Genomic DNA, 20,930 nt, shown 5'->3' on the forward strand with positions numbered 1-20,930 from the left:
CCTCCTTCATATCAAGATAGTTATAGTATGGAGGAGTGAGATGTGGAATTATAGGTGTGGTTATCTTTACGCTTACCTAAGAATTATGAATAAACCCTGAAGAATGGCGAATTAACACTGAACATTGACACTAGCCGTACCTGAATCGCAGAGATGTGATAACATTATTTCCTTCATAAATACAACGAGATTGGTCTATTATCATCAATCAATGCATAAAATGGGTAGGTTTCAAACGATGTATTGTGAGAGGATGCGTTGACATGAAAGACGAATCGAAGTTCAATAATCATACTGACTCTATGACTGAGATGATCAGTGAACAATATGAATTAGACATTAAAAACAAAAGGCTAATCGAAGAAAACGATCAATTAACCTCAATGGTTGATGAGCTTCAGGCGAGACTGGAGGCTCAACGTACATACCGTGCGATGTTGGCGCATGAGATCGGCACGCCTCTGACGTTGATTCAAGGGTATTTGCAGCTGGTGGAGGATGGGGCGGTTGATCCGACAACTCATCCGTATCATAAACTGGCAGTCGAGAAAGTGGGAATGTTAAGCCGGCTGGTTGGGGAGCTGCAGGAGTTATCGGTTATTGAAAAGCAAGAAGCGATGGTACGGTTGGAACGAATGAACGTATCTGATTGGTTAAAGCGTATTGAACGGTTAGGTTCGTTTATGGTCGAACAATCTGGACGAATTTTTCGTTGGAATGTATTCGGCCGGCCGCAAAACGATCTCGATGTTTTTATGGATTTTTTTCGGATGGATCAGGTGTTCCAGAATTTATTGTTTAATGCGATTAAGTTTACGGATGAGGAGAACGGTTGTATTGAATTTTACGTTTATTGGGAAGGACCGGATTCTATCAAGCTCGTTGTGAAGGATAATGGCGTTGGGATTGCAAGTGAAGATTTAGCTTATGTCTTTAAGCGTTATTACCGAGGGACGGAAGGTTCTAGTGACACGACGGCTCATGGAGTAGGTCTTGGGTTGGCAATTGTCGATGAGATTGTGCGTGCACATAGTGGTACGATAACTGTTAAAAGTCACGAAGGTCAGGGGAGTTCCTTTATCATTGAATTGCCGTTAAAGGATGAGGCTGATTACGATGATAACAACGACTATTTAGAAGGAAGATAATTGTAGAATATTTTTGGAACGAATCGAATTAAATTTCATATTATTACAAGAACCATTTACGAATTTGTAAATGGTTTTTTATTTTGCCTTTTCACGTTTTAGCTTCTTGATCAGCGTGTGGAAAGCTTGGTTATGAAGGTAAGTTATTGTTTTCGACAAAAATATACTAATTATTCAAAATAATTTAATAAAACTTAACCTTGATTTAACCTTCGCATCTTAGGATGAATATAGTGCTTTGAATACGGTTGTCTAAAAAGGAGGTCCTGCTCTTCGAATAATCCGATTTGTTCGTATGACGCTACTGTTTTTCACCGACGAACAAAAACATAAAGCAACGAAACTTTTCAGAAAGGAGGAAAGGATATGCGCTCTATTAAAGGAATTTCGATGTTGACAATCGTGGTGCTCATCTTTCATATTTTTGGGCTTAATGCAGGTATATTGGCGACTTCGGATCCATCGACCTCAAACGAAGTGATGGTCGAATATGTTACTCATTCGGATGAGGACATTCAATGGAACTTGGGTGTTGATGTCACGGGTGAGTCTGAGGAGAGCGAAGTGGAAGTCGAGGTTCACTTTTCGCCGGGGTTGAGTCGTGGGTCAATCGACGTCTCGAAATCGGTCGATGTTGAACAAACAACAAGCGGTTACGTGTTGAAGTCGGCTGAGTCGATTCAAGAAGAAGTTGAAATCACAACCGTGAGAACGGATGACCTTGTTGACACCTATCAGGTAGAGGCGGTCGCTACTTTTGATGAACAAACGATTGAAGATTTTGCTGAGAAGTCGATTGAACTGCCTGTTGTGACTCAATCAACTGAAGAAGAGTTGAACGAGCAAGCGGATGACGTATCGTTTGATTCGGATTCTGACGAAGAGGATGCTGAACAAGCGGAATCAACTGACGAAGTAGATGAGGCTGATACCGATCAAGAAGCAGGTTCATCTGAGGAGGAATCTCAATCAGAAGGAGAGGAAGAATCATCTGAAGTTTATGAAGAAACTGACGAAGATGATGATTTTGAAGAGAAAGAGGAGGGTTCTTCAGAAGAGGAGAGCCAAGATGAAGGTGAATCCGAAGAAACAGAGGAGGAGGATTCTTCTGATGCAAAAGACGTAGAAGAAGATGCTGAAGAACAAGATGAATCGAATGAGCAACTGTCTGAATCTGAGGATGTAGAAGATGAGGGCGAACCAACTGAAGAAGACACGTTAGAGAAGTCGAAGAAGGATGAAACAGCCGATGAACTGATGAAGAAAAAGAATGAGCCAAGAGGAAAGAAACACCCTCCGTTTAGGTCGACGAGTGTTTCGAATGCTTTGCCAGGGCAGCCAATGGGCAGTCAGTGGCCAGAACCAGGTACGTTGAAGTTGACAAAGGATGCGAGTGATACCGGTACTTATGCAGAGTGGGAAATTGATTTATCTGTTGAAGGTAAGAACTTACAAAACAGTTCGGATATTGTTATCGTGTTTGACCGTTCTGGAAGTATGGCTGGTGATCGACTAGCACAAGCAAAAGTAGCGGCAAAAGAGTTTGTCGATGAGTTGTTAATTGAAGGTTCATCGACCCAAATTGCATTAGTAGAATTTAGCACGTATGGTGCGCTGGTTAAAGGTTTCACCGGCTACTCAGGAAAGCAGCAATTGAAAAATGAAATCAATGCCATTTATGCAGATGGAGGCACGAATATTCAAGCGGGCATACATCAAGCGAAACTGCTATTTAAAAACAATAATGCTAGTCAAAAAACTATTGTGTTATTAAGTGATGGTGAACCGACGTACAGTTTTAAAGCAAATACAGCATCGGGCTATTCATGGCCTGATCAGAAGTATAATTTTATTTTATCGGATTTTAATTACAATGTGCAGTTAGGTTCAGGAGCTAATTATAATTATCCTGGTAACTGTTGGTTGTGGTGCAGTGGAGATATGTATAGAGTTAACGGCTATACAGTAGGCTCAAACGGCATCCCAACGATTTCCGAAGCGAAGCATATTATGAACAGCGGAATCGATATGTATTCGATTGGACTATCTGTCGGAAACAACTCAGACGCAAATTACGTACTGCAAAACAGCCAAAACAAAGGATATTTCTCAGGAGGTACGGATGACTTATCGCCGATTTTTAGTGATATCGCGGCACAACTAGCTTTTGCAGCGACAAACGCAGTGGTTACGGACCCAATGGGCGATATGTTTGATCTAGCTGAGACGGGAGCCTACCAAGGAAATCATTACACCGCTTCCCACGGAAGTGTCAACTGGGATGCTTCTACCGAAACATTCACTTGGAATATCGGAAATATCAAAGAAAATGAAACATATACTTTGACGTATCGCGTGAAAATCGACTGGAGTAAAAATCCGCTCGGTCATGTCGATTATCCGACAAATGATGTGACACCGTTGGATTACACAGATTCAAACGGCTCGCAAAGTCAGAAGTTATTTCAAGTGCCTGAAGTGGCCATTGATACAGGAATCATCGATGTTTACGGTTATCGAGTCAATATCAATGGTGATCCAATTGATTCCAATGGCAATATTGTCGCAAAGCATCAGGCCGAGTTGCTTTACTATGATGTTCACGGAATGAATTTACCGTTCGGTCAGGCAGAAAGTGTCGTCCCGGAGGCGGTTACTGATTACACGCTGTTAGTAGGTGATGACCCGACAGCTGTTACACCGACACCAAGCGAACCTTATCCGTCGGTTTGGTTTGGGTACGTGAAAACTTCTGAAATGGTTGCAGGTGACGTAACGGTCCGCCATGTCGATGAAAATGGGCAAGCGTTAGCAGCCGATGAAGTGCTTTCCGGCCTGATTGGTGAAACATATTCGTCGAATGAAGCACAGATTGAAGGGTATGAATTCAGCCATATGGATGGTTCGAGTGCACCGGCATCAGGCGAGTTCATTGCCGATGAACAAACGGTGATCTATGTGTATACGAAAAAGCTCGGTAGCTTAACGATTACGAAAGTTGATGAATCTGGCGAGCCACTAGCAGGAGCGGAATTTGAACTTTCTGGTCCGAATGGATTTTCTGAAACTGGAACATCAGATGAAAATGGCTTGATCGTTTTTGACGATTTGGATTGGGCTGAGTATACGTTAACGGAAACGAAAGCACCAGAGGGTTATCGAATGCTTGAAAGTGAGCGAACCATCACCATTTCAAGTGATCAATTGCACGTCAATGAAACCATTGAAAATACGTTACAAGATTGGGAGATTCCGAAAACAGGTGGAATAGGAACAATTGGATTTTACGGTGTCGGGGCTATTCTCATGGCATCTGCGCTGTTCCTGTTATGGAGAAGACGAAAAGAAAACGATTAGGGGAGGAATTATTTAATGAAGAAAATAGCCAAAAGTTTAATCATGCTGTTGGTTGTCAGTTTGTTACTTCCATTAAGTGTATCCGGGCAGGAAGCAGCGACACAAGAGGGATCGCTTACGATTTATAAATTTGAACAGGATCCAGTTGACGGTCCGTATGACGACGAAATGCCAGAGCTTATGAGTGCGTCTTTAGGTGACCCGCTAGAAGGAGTTACTTTTGAAATAACACAAACGCATGAATATGATGCAGCAACCGACACGTGGTCACCTGTCGGCAGCAACCCGGCATCATTCACAGAGATTACGGACTTAGATGGGAAAATTGTGATTCATAACATCCCGCTTGGCCGCTATAAAGTCCAAGAAACAGCTGGTCCGCCTCATGTTAATTTAAATGAAGAAGAATTTTTTGTAGATGTGCCGATGACTTCAGCAGATGGTACAGATGTGAATTACGATGTCGTCATTTTACCGAAAAACGAAACGATCCGAAATGACGTTGAGTTGACGAAGAAGGATGGTAGTAATGATTTCTTAGGACTGCCAGGCGTTGTATTCGAGCTTTACGGAGAAGATGACGAGTTAGTTGATGGCTCGGAACCTTTCACAACAGATCAAGACGGAAAAATAGTAGTGGAGAATTTACCTTATGGTGAATATTATTTTAAAGAGACGCATACGCTTGAAGGTTATGTCTTGGGGGATCAGCGAATCGAATTCTCAGTCAAAGATAGTGAAGAAAATATTACGGTAGAAGCGGTGAACTACCGGGAACCAGACATCGAAAAGGACGTCAGCGTCGATTCCAGCAACCGCGGGGAAGAAGTCACCTATTCGATTACCGTAGATGTACCGGGTGACATGCATGAGTATACAAACTTTGAAATTACCGATGTGTTGGATGAGGACTTAAGTTATGTCGGCAGTTGGAGTGCTACAGGTGTTGATGAGAGTGTGTTTGATTTCAATCAAAACGGTCAAACGTTGACGTGGACGGTGAATGATTTCGGAGCTTTCCAATCGGTCAATCAAGTAGTCATTGAATTTGACGTCTTGATTTCAGAGGAAGCGACGGCAAACGAGGAAATTTCAAACGACGCGACCTTAGACTTTACGAACAAACATGATCAGTCCGGCAGTAAAACGACTGACCCTGTACCACTTTTACCGACTGCGGGTTCTGTGGTCGTCATCAAGCAAGATGGAGACACGAATGAGTTCCTATCTGGAGCTGAATTTAAGTTAGTCAATGTGAATACAGAAGAAACGTTTACAGGTACAACGGACGCTAATGGTAAACATGATTTCGGCGAACTCGACTACGGAGAATATGAGTTGATCGAAACGAAAGCTCCGATGTACGAAGAAGATGGCGAAATGAAACCTTACAATAAATTGAACAATCCAATTAGCATCACGATTGACGATCAAAAAGCCCACCATGACGTAGAGGTTGATAACTATAAATCTGGTTGGGAACTGCCACAAACAGGCGGAATCGGTACGTCACTCTTCACGCTGATCGGTGCGTTGCTGATGGGAACAGCGTTAGTATTGTATATTCGTCACCGCAGAAAAGAAATGGTTTAACTAGCTTGTGATTTTCAGTTAAGGTTTAGTGTTTATTTTCGAATAATGTAGCACTGAGTTGTTGAATTGTGAGAAGCGAAGGTGGCGACTCCTGCGGGAAAAGCACGAGTCTCGAGACCCCGCAGGAAGTGCCTTTTTACCGAGGAGGCTCGAGCCGTGCCCGCGGTAAAGAAGACACTGCGATTTATCGCAGATGTCGCCCTTATGCCCTTTGGGTAAAAGCGTCCACCGGCAGCGGATCACAAGATCAACAACGGACCTTAACAAAGCCAATTTTTAAAAGAAAAAGGTGAGTGGTATGTTCCGAAAATTCATCGTGGCAGCGATATTTGTCGTTGGGCTCAGTATCTTTTTTTATCCAATTGTCAGTGATTGGTTAAATACACAGGCGCACCATTCATCGATTACCAAGCATAATGAAGCATGGGAAAAAATGTCGAGTGAGAAGAAAGTGAAAGAGAGACAGAAGGCGGAAGAATATAATGCTTCCATTCAAAAACAAACGGTATCGATTGAAGATCCGTTTGCTGAAGAAGTAAATGGCGAAGTTGAGGAAGATCAGCATTATTTAAATGTCATGGATATCGGTGAGGCGATGGGAAGTATTGAAATTCCCTCGATTGATGTCCGTATCCCGATCTATCATGGGGTGAGCGAAGATGTGCTCAGCCAAGGGATTGGTCATATGCCGAATTCATCTTTGCCCGTTGGTGGGAAAGGAAACCACGCGGCATTAACCGGACATCGCGGCTTACCGAGCTCAACGTTGTTTAGAGATTTAGATGAAATAAAAGTAAAAGATAAGTTTCAAATCCATACTTTAGGGGAAACGTTAACGTATGAAGTGGACGATATCCAAATTGTCCTGCCAACGGAAACGAGTTGGCTCGAATTCAACCCTACCGAAGACCTCGTGACGTTGATCACTTGTGAACCGTATATGATCAACACCCACCGCCTACTTGTACGAGGTAAACGTATCCCTACTGAAGAAACCAAAGAAGCAGCCGCACTAATCACTCCAGACGGACCAGCCATTGAAGCTGAAAAACCAACATTTTTACTATGGATTGTTCTATCAATTTTACTGATGGCGATTATAACGTATTGGTTTATTCGACGTCGGAAAAGGTGGAAAAGACGATGAACAAGAAAAAAGGATTCATTGTCGGCCTGTTCGCAATTGGAGTCATCATACTCATTTACCCTAACGCAGCTCAATTCATCAACAATCAAATCCAACAATCATATGCAGAAGATTTTCATGCGGAAGCGGAAACCACCCCAACAACGACAAAACAGAAAAAAATTGAAGATGCACGTGAATGCAATACAGCGATTTTTCGCAATGACGAAGGACTCAGTGACCCGTTCACGGAAGGATATAATCCACATGAAAATCCTGATTGCAGTCAGGTGCTAAAGGAGGGAAGCTTAACCGCTGATTCTCAAGGCAATACGACCAATATTGATACATTCGCAACGCTTGAAATCCCGAAACTTGGCTTACATATTCCGATTCTCCTAGGTGCGAGCGACTATACATTATCCCAAGGAATCGGCCAAGTCGAAGGCTCATCACTACCCGTTGGAGGCCTCAATTCACATACCGTACTGGCGGGCCACCGCGGAATGGGCACGAAAGAAATGTTTCGAAACTTAGACGAACTTCAACCAGGGGATGTCTTTTATATTCATACATTGGACGAACGGCTCGTCTATCAAGTTGAGAGCTCTGCCGTCATTTTACCTTATGAAACTGAATCATTACGAGTGGAGGAAGGAAAAGACCTAGCAACCTTGTTAACTTGCCATCCCTATCGTTCCAATACTCACCGGCTCGTCGTCTACGGTGTGAGACGATGAAGATTTGAAAAAGGAGGAGAATACAATCGGAAAACATAAACTGTTAATCGTTGAAGATGACCGTGATCTTCGTGAGATGACCGCGCTTTATTTGAAGCAAAAAGGATTCACCGTTTTAACCGCTGAAAACGGCGACGAAGCATTGGAAATCATATCGCACACCATCCCGCAACTCATCTTATTGGACATCGAAATGCCCGGACGTGATGGCTTCGAAGTTTGTCAGGAAATTCGCAAACAATTAATTGTCCCGATTATTTTTGTCAGTGTACGTCAGCAAATGGTCGATAAACTCACCTGCTTCGAACTCGGTGGCGACGACTACGTGACAAAACCCTTTGACTTCAACGAACTCGAAGCACGAATCCGCGCCAACATCAGACGTTACCACGTCAACCTCGCAAAAGGCGCTAAAGTATTAAAATACGGCGACCTAGAAATCCACATCGACAACAAAAAATGCTACTTAAACGGCGAAATGATTCCGTTGACAGCCAAAGAAATGAAACTACTCATCCAACTAGCCCAGTACCCCAAACGAATCTGGAGCCACGACCAACTCTATGACGACATCTGGAGCATGGACGCCACCGGCAATATCCAAACCGTTAAAGTCCACATCCGTAATTTGCGAAAAAAACTAGAGAAATCGAAAGACGTTAGATACATCCACACCGTAAGAGGCTTCGGCTATTCCTTTTCAATGGAAAAGAACGATCGCGCGAGTAAGTAGGCACTGACTTTGGTTGGTGTCTTTTTTGTTTTGGAGTGGGTTGGGCTGGAGTTTTGTAGGTTAATGCTGAAGGTTTGTGAATTAACACTGAAGACGAGCGAATTAACCCTGGAGCTTTGCAAATTAACCCTGAAGGATCGTGAATTAACCCTGAAGGTGCGCATATTAACACTGAAGCCTAGCGAATTAACCCTGAAGGATCACAAATTAACACTGAAGAAATACGAATTAACCCTAAAGCTTTACACAAATTGAAGCAACGCTAATCTAGTAACCTACTTGCCATTTAACTAGATTTAGCTATACTTAAAAGTACAACAAAATAAAAGGAGCGATTGACTCTTGTCTACGCGAAAATTAACCCTCTATCCCTCTCCCCACATTCTTATGTTGCTCGCTTTGCAACATCGATTACCGACCCGCCATGAGCGTTACCCGCAAATCCAAAAGAAGGTACGCAATGAATTCGCTGGCTTCCACGGTGAAAAACGATTGCTTTATCCACTCAGCAAATTTCCATCTTATTGTAAGGTCTTACCGAACATCCGGCTAAATTTTTATTCGAATCATTTCCAAATGGATTTTATCTTAATTTCCTCTAAATTTATACTCATTCTCGAATCTAAATATTATAGTGACGACCTATTATTTGATGAAACGGTACATCAAGTGATCCAGACAAAGGGCGAGGAATTCAAAGTTTTTGAAGACCCTGTTTTGCAAGCCGAAGAGCAAGCGTTTCAACTAACGAATTGGCTAGAGTATTTCGGGCTAAGTAACGTACCAATCGAATACTATGTTGTCATGACCAACTCCAACACGAGATTACGTATCGAATCCACCAACACCCACCACGCATCACGAGTTATCTCCCTTCAGCGGCTGCCATCATTATTTCGGGAATTATCCAATGAACACGACAACCACCTCACCGTCAAACAGATCAACCATCTGTCCAATCAAATCACACACCACAATACCCCTTATCTACCAGACATCTTAAAACAAAATCGAATCCAACCAAGTGAACTCAAACGTGGAAACTTCTGCATGAACTGCGGAAACCTTGGCATGAAAATGACTAGACGCAGATGGCAATGCCCGCGATGTAACCACCGAGATGCGTTAGCCCACGAAAATGCACTCAAAGACTATTACTTGTTATATGGAAAGGAAATAACGAACCGAGCATTCCGTAAATTTACTGGACTAGAATCAAGCCATACAGCCCGAGACATGCTGAAGAAAGTGGCTACAAGTCACGGAGATAAATATTTACGAAAATATCAGCTCGCATACAACTATCAAAGTGACGACTTCGATTACTTGTTTCATTTAAATAAGATGTTGAAGGAGGAAAGTGTAGAGCGGAGGATCCGAGCAGCTCAGCGTTAAAGATTTTTGTGTTAATGTTGAAGGAGAGCAGATTAACACTGAAGAAGTGCAGACAAACCCTGAAGCTTCGTGAATTAACCCTGAAGGAAAGCAAATTAACCCTGAAGCTTTGCGAATTAACCCTGAAGCAACGCGAATTAACGCTGAAGTTTTGCAAATTAACCCTGAAGAAATGCGAATTAACCCTGAAGAATTTTGAAATAACCCTGAAGAAATGAAAGAATTATGCCTTCAATCAAAACTATAGTTACCGTGACCAGTGCCTATTTTTTGTGCATACCAACGTTAGTGCCAAAATCATTCAAAACCTCACAGACACAGCACGGTATTTATTCGTTATAATGTAGATATACAAGGTCTTTTTGGGTAAAAAATATTTGTGAAAAGGTGAAATAAATGAGTCAGCCATACATAGATCAACTTTTTAAAGGTAAAGTCAAACAACTAGGCGACCCCAACGCCGAAAAACGAATCAATCGTCAGTGGGAGACCGGCATGTTCAAGAAGCCGACTGAAGAAAAAATATGGTTAAGCGAGACCGGATTGATCGGCGATGAAGTAGCCGATAAAAAGAATCACGGCGGTCCGGAAAAAGCGCTCTTTGCTTATCCGACAAAGCATTACGACTATTGGCAAAGAGAAATCGAGCATACAACAATGGAAGTTGGCGGCATGGGTGAAAATTTAGCCATTCAAAATGCGGATGAACAGTCAATTTGCATCGGAGACACCTATCGCTATGGAGAAACGCTCATTCAAGTCTCTCAACCACGACGTCCGTGTTGGAAACCAGCTCGCAGATATAATCAAATCGATTTGGCGCTCCGCATACAAAATAGCGGTCTAACCGGTTGGTACTTTAGAGTGCTTGAAGAAGGGTATGTTACTGGAAATACATACTTGGAATTGATCGAACGACCTTACCCTCAGTGGTCAATTGAAGCCTGCAACAACGTCATGTACAAACAGAAAGATGATTTAGACCTAGCAAGTCAGCTGGCATCATGTGAACTGCTCGCACCTAACTGGAAGCGAACGCTTGAGAAGCGGCTTGAAGGGAAACAGTCGTCGGATGTTAAGCGGGTTTATGGGCCGAATGTAAGGGATGAGTAAATTATACGAAGACTGGCTAGTCTCTTTTTTTATCGCTATTAAATCGCTTCGTTAAGCTTAAAGCTAGGCGTTACTTTAATATGCTTTCCCATCATTGCAAAATAGTTGTCCTAATTTCCAAAACAAAGAAATATATATAGAAAAAAGGAGGGAAGTAAGATGAGTGACTCTAAAATGTTTTTGATGAGTATTGCGATAGTAGTAGCATTGAGCTTACATACGTGGGCAGACCATTTAACTAAACCTATTCAGGGGAAGAATGCCGGTGATCTTTCTTCAGAGATGATGGACAGTATTGGATCGACTATTTCTGCCTTCTTTCTATCAGTATTTGATAAACCTTATGAGCTAGCAGAGACTTCATATGATTTAGTGTGGAATTTAGGTTTACCTTTAACATTATGCCTTGTGGCAACATCTATATTCGGTTATATTTTGTATTTATTAGGGGCATCAATTTTTGATGAGGAAAATACTAAATATACATATACATGGAAAGTGCCACTGTTACTTTTACTCATTTATGTTGTCTATTTATCTGCAATAAAAACCTTTGGATTATTAGTTTTAAATATTGCAGTAGCTGGGGTTATTATATTTTCCTTTGTTTTAATTGGCAGTATTCTTAGTGCTTCAGGTGAAAAAGAACAAGCGAGAAGTTAGTTGAAATACTTTCCGTCTGTAGAGTTTCTAAATTAGAAAATAGACATAGTCATTGTACATCTTTACATTGCAGAAAAATTGCGATATTCCTATTACTTCTTTCAAAGAATCTGAGGTGGGTGGGTTGAAATGCTCTTTAAGAAAAATATTAAAAAAGTAGAACAAAGATTAAATGAAATCAAGAAATCCAACAATAAAGCACAGAGCAAGAAGGATTTTGAGCAAATTATGTGGTTGGCAACCTCTATTTTAGAAAAAACAAATGAAAAATATCCTGTTGCTTCGGGTTGTGAACATCCATTGGTTGACTTGGTTAGATTAGTTGGAAGGAAACTCCAAACCGAATACTTAACTAACTTGTTGTACCAAGAAAATGAATCAGATTTGCCAGATTTGAATTATGAAAAAGTTCTTTTTAATAGTGAATGTACGCTTTCGAAAGATGGGGAATCATTAGAAGATCTTATAAAAGAAGTGAGCAATGAAGATGAACAGAGAGTTATGTTAGGTTGTGATTTAATACTACCATGGCCTTGGAAGACACAGAGGTTGATATATAGTATGGCTCGGATTGGTGAAGGAAGAGTCGGAAAAGCTTGGCGTCAAGATCGAAATCATTGGATAGAAACATGGTTGCCAATGGGAGTATCTTGGGTAAGGGGTGGAAATCATTCTATAACAACTGGTATTATCCAAGGTAAAGGTAGTATTACTCCAACAGTTATTAATGATATAAGCCCTGTCTACGATTATATTTACTGTGATGGAGTCAATTTTTATAGAATAGAGGACGGAGCAATTATTTCTGAAGTTAAAAATGTAGAATTTGCAGCTATATTTGAAATTGGAAGATTAATGCACGAGAATTCAATATGCTATTAACTCAATGTTACTTGCTATCATTCAATAATTGTCTACAACGTTTTCGAAAATGTTGTATAAGAATCTCGTCACTTTCCTTTATTATTTCGTCTAAGAATATTCGTTGTTCTTTAGGTAAAAGTCTTTCAACATCCGTGTCAACCCCCAATAGAACTGTCTTTATCTTATTCCAATCGTTCATCTTGAGGTTCTCACCTGGATAGTTACCAACAATAATATCAAGTAAGTATAATTCATTATCTTCGAATAAGATTTTATGCTTTCTAAAAAAGCGAACAACGTCTTCCACTATAGTGTGTTTTCTTTTTTTGATTGCTAGAACCCGATACTTTTTATATTGATCATCTTCGAATATTAATTTTGATATTTCACTAGGTTTTTGCAGCAATTTCCTCCATTGTCATGTATGTAAAAAGAAAATTAATAGCGGAATATTTATAACCTGTAGAGGAGCGAGCTTTGCTGAGGAGTAAGTGTTTAAGGAGCTCTAGATATCTTTCCGTGTAATTGTTAAATTCTTTTTGAATACAATCAAAAGGTACTTCAGGGTAGTGATCTTTGAAAAATTTATAGTTTTCGTGGATTGTTATCAATCTGTATTCCCCATCATTTATTTCTTCGACTACAGGTTTTCCTTCTAGGTAGCCGAATGATTTATAAAAATATCTTTGGAACTTTCTCTCATGTAAATCAGTTTCCATTAAAACATCTACAATTTGGTGAGCTTTAATCTTGATGGTATTCATAGCTGACCCTCCTATATGGATATATGCTTGGGCCAGTTTGTCCTATGACATGGTGTAAAAAAACGATTGAGATACCGAGCATCAGTCGTCTTAATTGCCATATAACCAATTTCGGTTTTAGTCAATTGATTAAGCAGTACTCTATTTATTTATAAGAAACAAGAAGTCATTGATGGGCCGAACTTTTACACATTGATCGGCTTGATTATAGTGGTTCTCGATAGTTGAGTGAGTATCACATTCACTTTTACTGGGTAAAAAACTTTAAAAATCTCTTATTAAACCTAACAAATTCACATATAGACAAATCCTCTAGGTTACTTGTTAAACGAGTGTCATGATCTAAATCGAGCGGAAAATAATATTGTGAAGTGTCAGGGGGAGTCAGAGGAATAAACTAATGTGTATAAGTTTTCTTGTCATTTTATATGGTTGAAACAAAAGTTGGCTATTATGAAAAAATAGTATTTTTGTCGTGTTTTGTTGCTTTTTAGATAATTTTAAGATGATATGAGATAAAAATCTTTCCCATTTAATAAAACTATTGTACGATATATTTACATAATATTTACAATGTTTTAAAATGGAGGAAACTATTAATGAGTGCTACACATTTCACCTTTTATAGGGTGAAAAATGAATTAGATTGGCAAGGAATCATTGATGATTTTAATGAAGGAAGGAGAAAAGATGAATGTTTCATAGAAAAAGAAAGTGCAAACTATGAATTCAACAATGTTTCACAATACAAGTTATACACAAGAAAGGCTACTTCTATTCCTGAATGGCAGAACACCTTAGATGTGCTAGTAAAAGATTTAGAACGAGATAAAAATGCTAGCCAATCTTTTGTTCTATTTATGAAAGTGAGTAATGTTACTTTTGTGGCAACAGCTGGACAAGGTTATAACGTATTATGGAAAGTGAAGGATTATGAGTTTGGATTTGAGTTACTATCAAGATTAATTGAAAAAAATGATGATGTTGTAAAAAGAGTAAATGATCGATTTTTTACAGGAAATGTTTTAGGAAGTAGTTCTATGTATAATCGACGTGTGACGATAAATACAGAAGCTGACTTCAATAACTTTTTTAAGGAAATTCAAGTCGCCATGCCCAGTGAGATAATTAAAGAAAAGCTAGGAATCGATATTAAAACAAAGAAGAAAGACTATCGGTTTCTTGCGAAAGATTCTATTAGGTTAGGTAAAGCAATTACTGTTAATGAAATGGATAAATTGTTAGGTTCAGTCGAATTATTGTTACAAGAAGAAGGATTTGACATTAATCCATTCTATAAATTAGATGATAAAGATCCGCTTCAAACAGTGTTGGATGAAAAACTAATCGACAGTTTTATTGATTTAACAAATTCTATTAATAATAGCAGGGATTTTACAATAGTACCCTATTATCAAGATTGTGATGTTCATTTTATTCACATCAATAATATCCCAGAACCATATGAAACTGAAGAGGAAATAATTGAGATATTTCAAAAACACGTAAATACTGATAAAGAATTAGATAAACTATTAAAGATAGTAAAAAGTATCAAATTAACTGGAATAGTTGAAGGAGCAGAAGTTGAATCTGCGAATTTATACCAACACTTTGATGTAAAGATAAGACATGAAGGTGAAACGTATTGGTTAATGGATGGTAATTGGTACAGAATAAAACGGATTTTTATTGAGGAAATGAACAATAAATTTAGAAACAAAATCTCAGACATAGATAAACTACACATTTATTTAGAACATATAAATTCCTGGCAGGAAGGCGAAAGTGAGGGCGATTTCAATCACGATCACAACGAAATCCCATCAGTTTATGTTCTAGATAAAATTCTTTACAAATACGTAGAATTATGTGATTTATTATTGGTCGAGGAAGATCATGTGTATTTCGTACATGTTAAAGATGGTTTAGCCGGCAACACAAGAATCCTTTCTGAACAGATTGAGCAAGCTATGCATATTATTGAAGACGCATTATTATCTGATAACACTATTTTAAAAGAATACTACAATTCAATTATTAATAAAATAAATGATGATAATAAAACTGAGTCTCAAATTTCCGAAGCGGCACGTAAGTTTAGAAATGATTTTCCAGAGTATGAAGATTTCCATGATACGTTGAAGAATAAGGATAATATTTCATTCATTTTTGCATTTAGACCTAAAGAAAGTAATGATATACGAAATCCTGAATCTATCCTGTCAACAGCGGCTAAAATGTCCATGGTTGCCTTAATTCAGTCTGTAAAAAAATTTGAAAAAAGTGATTTGAAATTTATGGAGATTGAGAGATCTACCAATAATTCATAGATAAATTTTTATTGATTGAAGAAAGGTTAAAGGTGAATTGATTGCCTATGAAATATGTTAGCAAAAAGAGGTAAGTTCGTTTCACATAATACAAAGCAACTTAGAAGCCCACCATAAGTCGGTGGGCCGGGATAAGTTATTTTAATACACTATATTTCTTAATCCAATCAGCAATTTCTTGAAGATCAGGCTTTTCAGTAACAACTTTGACGGTGAATTCTTCTGCTTCTTTTGGAGGTGCGATTAAGTTCATCCCATTTACCCACAAAAATTGTTTCATTGCAGCAAATCCAGTCCTTTTATTGGCATTATGGAAAGGATGATTTTGACAAAGACTTTCGAAAAGTGCTGCAGCTTTTAGATCGATTGTTGGGTAGGCATCTTTCCCGTAAAGGGTTTGTTTAGGCCGAGCTATTGCACTTTCAAGCAGGTTTGCATGTTTCACACCGGCTTGTTCTTTAGGTGAATATTGTTTAATCAAAAATATATTCAAGAAAACAACTTCTTTTGAAGTAAGGTATCTCATAGTAATCTCTATCTATCCTTCAAATTTCGCAAGGTTGTATGGTAATTCTCCATCAAATCTTTTACGCCATCAACGAATTCCTGATCAATTCCTTCAATTGCATCATAGTTTACCGGCTCATGTTTCTTAAGAGCAACTTTCCCATCTTCCTCTAAGATGAACCGAACTTCATCTCCTTTATTTAAATTTAAGTGCTTAATCACCTCTTGAGGTATAGTTATGCCACTGCTGTTTCCAATATTTGTAACTTTCCTTTTTAACATTTCTTTCACCACCGAAGACATCATCTTACCTCCTAGTATATTCAGTTATTCATTTTATTATAACTGTTATAACGCGTTATAACAAATTAAATGAATATTTTTTAACACGATGTACCTTCCATTCATAAATGCTACAATAAACAAAGAACAGACCACTCAAGGAGGCCCCCAATGCCAACAAAAGAACAACAAATTCTACAAACTTATTTCGGTTATGAGTCGTTTCGTCCGGGTCAGGGGGAGACGATTGACTATATATTAGATCAAAAAAATACGCTTGCTGTCATGCCGACGGGTGGCGGGAAGTCGATTTGCTATCAGATTCCGGGGTTGTCGATGGATGGGACAGCGGTCATTATTTCGCCGCTCATTTCATTGATGAAGGATCAGGTGGATGCGCTTCAGTCGCTTGGTATTGCGGCAACTTACATTAATAGTTCGCTTACCACGAGCGAAATGGCTAGTCGGATGAAAGATATTGAAAGGGGTACTTATAAATTTGTTTATGTCGCCCCGGAACGTTTTGAGTCGGATTATTTTGTTCGTACGTTGAGGAAAATATCGATTTCACTCGTTGCCTTTGATGAGGCGCATTGTATTTCACAATGGGGGCATGATTTTCGGCCGAGTTATCGTTCGATTGTCCCGAATCTAAAACGGATTCCGAATATCTCCGTGTTTGTCGCGTTAACCGCAACAGCTACGGATGAGGTCATCGCGGACATTCAAGATCTTTTACATATTGAAAATGAGCATGTGATCAATACGGGTTTTGAGCGCGAAAACTTGTCTTTCCACCTTGTGAAAGGCAAGAATAAGTCTTCCTATGTCCGTTCCTTCATTGAAGAGCGTCCGAATGACTCGGGAATTATTTACGCAGCAACAAGGAAACAGGTGGATTCGTTACATAGTGAGTTGGAGTCTCGTGGCTTTCAAGTGGCGAAGTACCATGCTGGATTGACGGAAGAAGAGCGGCAACAGGCACAGGCTGCTTTTATTCATGATGAAAAAACGATTATGGTTGCAACGAATGCGTTCGGTATGGGGATCGACAAATCGAATGTGCGTTATTGCCTGCATTATGCGATGCCGATGAACATCGAATCGTATTACCAAGAAGCGGGGCGTGCCGGTCGTGACGGTGAGCCGAGTGATTGTATTTTGCTGTTTTCACCGCAGGACGTTCAGCTGCAGAAATTTTTGATTGAACAGTCGAATGCCGATGAATCGGCGAAACAGAATGAGTACCGCAAGCTTCAGGAGATGATCAATTATTGTCATACGCACGGTTGCCTGACGTCTTTCATTTTGGATTATTTTGAGGGTGAAATGCCGAAAGAACCTTGTGGGCATTGCAGTAATTGTGTTGAGCGGAACGAGAAGGCGGATGTGACGGAAGAAGCGCAAATGATTTTGTCGTGTGTGAAGCGAATGGGCGAGCGCTTTGGCGTTGGAATGACCGCGAAAGTGTTAAAAGGCTCGCGCGACCAAAAGCTCAAAAACTTTCGACTGGATGAGCTGTCGACGTACGGAATTCTATCGGCTTATACGGAAAAAGAACTGACGGAACGCATTCATTTTCTCGTCGCCGAGCAACTGCTGACGATGGTCGAAGGGAAGTTTCCGGTACTCCGGCTCAATCAAAATTCCGTCGATGTCTTGATGGGTAGGCGAACCGTTGAAATGTTCGTTGCTCCAATTCCGACAAGTGAAGATGCGGATTATGAAGCGGATCTTTTCGAAGAACTACGAGCGCTACGAAAACAAATGGCCGATGAACGAAATGTTCCGCCGTATGTCTTGTTTTCCGATGCTACACTGAAAGAATTGAGCCGTTATTTCCCAACGACTGAGGAAGACATGCTTGAAATTAAAGGTGTCGGCGAGCGGAAATTCGAGCAATATGGCGAAGCATTCTTAGCCGTGATTAAACAATGGCGGGCGGAAAATCAGGACGTGAAGAAGCGGGTTAAAATTTCGGATACATCCACACCGAGAAAAAAAAACGCTGACCCACAAGACGACCGCCCGAGCCACATGATCAGCTATGAAATGTTCAGGTCCGGCAAAACGATCAAAGATATCGCTGTCATTCGCGGCGTCCAGGCTCGAACAATCGAAAGCCATCTGTTTAAAGCTTATAAAGAAGGCAAGCCAATTCAATGGGGAATATTTTTTACCGATGAAGAAGAAACAGCGGTGTTGCAAGCACGTGAGCAGGTTGAAGAGCCCAGATTGAAGCCACTGAAAGAAGCTCTATCGGATGATTATGATTATACGAAAATAACAGCTGTTTTGGTGAAAAATGGGTTGATGTAGAACAATCAGCACGACGGAAGCCTAGCGAATGACGTTAGGCTTCCGTTTTGCTTTGTTGAACTTCAATATTTATTCGTCTGGCTTCAGTGTTAAAAGCGTTTTCTTCAGTGTTGAGTGATGAAGCTTCAGTGTTAATTTCGATTCCTTCAGTGTTAATTGATGAAGCTTCAGGGTTAATTTGGCTTTCTTCAGTGTTAAATTGCCGGGCTTCAGGGTTAATTCAGCTTTCTTCAGTGTTAAATATCCAAGCTTCAGTGTTAAACTCGCTTTCTTCAGTGTTAAATTGCCAAGCTTCAGTGTTAAACTCGCTTCCTTCAGTGTTAATCCACAAGTTTTCAGTGCTTATCCCGATTCCTTCTACATCAACCCACCAACCTTCAACATTAATCTGCACATCTCCCACATTCCACCCGAAACTACATTCCATCCTTTCAAAAATATGTTAATATGAATGTATATTCATTAAAAATAGAAAGAAATCGGGGAAATATTTTAGGGGGTCTTTTAGATTGATGAAGAGGAAGTATTTAGTTTTGTTATTACTTTGCTTTGGACTGGTTTTGTCCGCTTGCAATAGCGAAGATAATGCTGAAGCTGAAGCGGAAGAAAAAGAAAATGAAGAAGAAACTGAAACAGTAGAACAGGAAGAAGAATCAGCTTTTGAAGAATTAACGAAAGACGAAGTGAAGGGGATTATCCAGAATAACGTTGAAGAATTAATGAATCGATTCATTGATACAAAACAACAAAACATGGACTGGTATGAATTGGATTTTTCTAATGATAGCTCTGAAGAAGTTTTGGCGGCCGTCGATGAAACGAATGAATCACTAACCGACTTGGCAACAGAGCAATACAAGGATAAATACACTTCTTACTATTTAGAAGCATTTTATTGTGATTGTGATGCTTATGAAATATTGGACCCAAGCATGGTAATCGCGGGATTTGATGTTCTTGAACAAGATGAAGATTCTTTTCAAGCCACATCGATCGTGATTGGAAATCATCTTTATCCCGGCCCTGGGTCAACATATTATTGGACGTACAAAAAAGAAAATGAAAAATGGAAAATTGATGAAGTCACAGCTGAATCTGCAGATAAGCAGCCATTAAACTTAACGACAGAAGATTTAAAGAATCTATATGGTGATTCAATCGAAATCGTGGATGAGATTGAATTGGATGGTGAGAAATTCATCGTCACAAAAGAACACGACATGGACGCTAATTATGCGTACAGTGTAGATACAGGCGCGATCAATTATGAAATATCCACTGAGTATCAAGAGAATTCCACGAATGAGAATAACGAGACAGAAGAAACAGGAACAGAAGAAGTGAAAACAAACGAACCTACGGAAAAGACTGAAAAACTGGAAGCACTAAGCAATCCGACGTTTATTCATAAATATGAAGAAACTGAGCTTGAAGGTGAGTTTGGCGGATTAGTAAAAAGTGAATTCAAGGTCCCTCAATTTGGTATTAACGTTTTAGACGACTTTTTATATGAAGAGTATGTAGCTAAAAATGAAGATATGCCGAACATAGAAGACGTAACGCCAACGGAAGATTCAACTAAATTTATTGAACAATACGTAATCGGATATCGAGATGTTTACCAGTATGGCGATTATGTTTCCATTTTAATGAGTGAATATCTATATGAAGGTGGAGTGAATGGCACCTCTGCAATCAATTCATTCCATTTCGATTTAGATCGTGATGAAATGGTCCACCTTGAGGAGGTTTTAGCAGATAAAAATATTTCATATGAGCGTTTAGACGAACTCGTTAAAACGAAGCTTCGTGATGAACAGTATCGGGAGAAGTTATTTGCAGATTATGAGTCAAACTTGACGGCGCCAGAAGAAGACTACAACACTTTTTATGCGACCGATGAACATCTCGTCATTATTTTTAATGTTTATCACATTGGTCCTAAATCAAGTGGACCGATTGAAGTTCCAATTGGTTGGAATGAGTTTTAAAT

General features: G+C 39.7%; 18 protein-coding genes. 13 read left to right on the forward strand and 5 right to left on the reverse strand.

Annotated elements, in window-relative coordinates; translation table 11 throughout:
* The first annotated feature begins 263 nt into the window (after positions 1-263).
* From KQ486_RS07865 to KQ486_RS07910, 10 genes are all read left to right on the forward strand, one after another.
* Positions 264-1,148: a sensor histidine kinase gene (locus tag KQ486_RS07865; RefSeq protein ID WP_216687282.1), complete on the forward strand. Its 885-nt coding sequence runs from the start codon at positions 264-266 to the stop codon at positions 1,146-1,148.
* 366 nt (positions 1,149-1,514) lie between these two features.
* Entirely contained in the window at positions 1,515-4,505 is a 2,991-nt protein-coding gene (locus tag KQ486_RS07870) for a SpaA isopeptide-forming pilin-related protein (RefSeq protein ID WP_216687283.1), read from the forward strand.
* A gap of 15 nt (positions 4,506-4,520) precedes the next feature.
* Complete coding sequence (locus tag KQ486_RS07875) at positions 4,521-6,098, forward strand: SpaA isopeptide-forming pilin-related protein (protein WP_216687284.1); 1,578 nt, start codon at positions 4,521-4,523, stop codon at positions 6,096-6,098.
* A gap of 298 nt (positions 6,099-6,396) precedes the next feature.
* A complete protein-coding gene (locus KQ486_RS07880; protein ID WP_216687285.1) occupies positions 6,397-7,245 on the forward strand; it encodes a class C sortase in 849 nt (282 codons plus the stop codon).
* Positions 7,242-7,964, forward strand: a complete 723-nt coding sequence (locus KQ486_RS07885; protein WP_216687286.1) for a class C sortase — start codon at positions 7,242-7,244, stop codon at positions 7,962-7,964. Before KQ486_RS07880 ends, KQ486_RS07885 begins: the two co-directional genes overlap by 4 nt.
* A 4-nt stretch (positions 7,965-7,968) precedes the next feature.
* Entirely contained in the window at positions 7,969-8,697 is a 729-nt protein-coding gene (locus tag KQ486_RS07890) for a response regulator transcription factor (RefSeq protein ID WP_246569243.1), read from the forward strand.
* Between the two features lie 342 nt (positions 8,698-9,039).
* Positions 9,040-10,092: a nuclease-related domain-containing protein gene (locus tag KQ486_RS07895; RefSeq protein WP_216687287.1), complete on the forward strand. Its 1,053-nt coding sequence runs from the start codon at positions 9,040-9,042 to the stop codon at positions 10,090-10,092.
* 396 nt (positions 10,093-10,488) lie between these two features.
* Positions 10,489-11,205 carry an MOSC domain-containing protein gene (locus tag KQ486_RS07900; RefSeq protein ID WP_216687288.1) on the forward strand — a complete coding sequence of 239 codons (717 nt, stop codon included), beginning with the start codon at positions 10,489-10,491 and terminating at the stop codon, positions 11,203-11,205.
* A 159-nt stretch (positions 11,206-11,364) separates the two neighbouring features.
* Positions 11,365-11,868: a hypothetical protein gene (locus KQ486_RS07905; protein ID WP_216687289.1), complete on the forward strand. Its 504-nt coding sequence runs from the start codon at positions 11,365-11,367 to the stop codon at positions 11,866-11,868.
* Between the two features lie 129 nt (positions 11,869-11,997).
* Entirely contained in the window at positions 11,998-12,750 is a 753-nt protein-coding gene (locus tag KQ486_RS07910) for a DUF6710 family protein (RefSeq protein ID WP_216687290.1), read from the forward strand.
* 7 nt (positions 12,751-12,757) lie between these two features.
* Here KQ486_RS07910 and KQ486_RS07915 read toward each other — a convergent pair whose 3' ends face one another.
* Both KQ486_RS07915 and KQ486_RS07920 read right to left on the reverse strand, forming a co-directional pair.
* Positions 12,758-13,138 (reverse strand): hypothetical protein, encoded by a 381-nt coding sequence (locus KQ486_RS07915; RefSeq protein ID WP_216687291.1) that lies wholly within the window; start codon positions 13,136-13,138, stop codon positions 12,758-12,760.
* Positions 13,122-13,496, reverse strand: a complete 375-nt coding sequence (locus tag KQ486_RS07920) for a hypothetical protein (protein WP_216687292.1) — start codon at positions 13,494-13,496, stop codon at positions 13,122-13,124. The genes KQ486_RS07915 and KQ486_RS07920 overlap by 17 nt, the downstream gene beginning before the upstream one ends.
* Positions 13,497-14,095: 599 nt before the next feature.
* Between KQ486_RS07920 and KQ486_RS07925 the strand changes: the two genes are divergently transcribed.
* Positions 14,096-15,829, forward strand: a complete 1,734-nt coding sequence (locus KQ486_RS07925) for a DUF6119 family protein (RefSeq protein ID WP_216687293.1) — start codon at positions 14,096-14,098, stop codon at positions 15,827-15,829.
* A 136-nt stretch (positions 15,830-15,965) separates the two neighbouring features.
* On the opposite strand, the gene KQ486_RS07930 is transcribed toward KQ486_RS07925, so the two are convergent.
* Complete coding sequence (locus KQ486_RS07930) at positions 15,966-16,355, reverse strand: type II toxin-antitoxin system death-on-curing family toxin (protein ID WP_216687294.1); 390 nt, start codon at positions 16,353-16,355, stop codon at positions 15,966-15,968.
* An 8-nt stretch (positions 16,356-16,363) separates the two neighbouring features.
* The gene (locus tag KQ486_RS07935) at positions 16,364-16,639 is read right to left on the reverse strand and encodes an AbrB/MazE/SpoVT family DNA-binding domain-containing protein (protein ID WP_186278572.1); all 276 of its coding nucleotides are present in this window, start codon (positions 16,637-16,639) and stop codon (positions 16,364-16,366) included.
* Between the two features lie 150 nt (positions 16,640-16,789).
* On the opposite strand from KQ486_RS07935, the gene recQ reads away from it, so the two are divergent.
* The gene (recQ, locus tag KQ486_RS07940) at positions 16,790-18,937 is read left to right on the forward strand and encodes a DNA helicase RecQ (RefSeq protein ID WP_216687295.1); all 2,148 of its coding nucleotides are present in this window, start codon (positions 16,790-16,792) and stop codon (positions 18,935-18,937) included.
* Between the two features lie 220 nt (positions 18,938-19,157).
* On the opposite strand, the gene KQ486_RS07945 is transcribed toward recQ, so the two are convergent.
* Positions 19,158-19,331, reverse strand: a complete 174-nt coding sequence (locus KQ486_RS07945; protein ID WP_186278569.1) for a hypothetical protein — start codon at positions 19,329-19,331, stop codon at positions 19,158-19,160.
* Positions 19,332-19,449: 118 nt separating this feature from the next.
* Here KQ486_RS07945 and KQ486_RS07950 point away from each other — a divergent pair, with 118 nt between their 5' ends.
* The gene (locus KQ486_RS07950; RefSeq protein WP_216687296.1) at positions 19,450-20,928 is read left to right on the forward strand and encodes an RsiV family protein; all 1,479 of its coding nucleotides are present in this window, start codon (positions 19,450-19,452) and stop codon (positions 20,926-20,928) included.
* Positions 20,929-20,930 lie beyond the last annotated feature (2 nt).

It is taken from the genome of Allobacillus halotolerans, from assembly GCF_018967645.1.
In the GTDB taxonomy this organism is placed as follows: Bacteria; Bacillota; Bacilli; order Bacillales; family Alkalibacillaceae; genus Allobacillus; species Allobacillus halotolerans.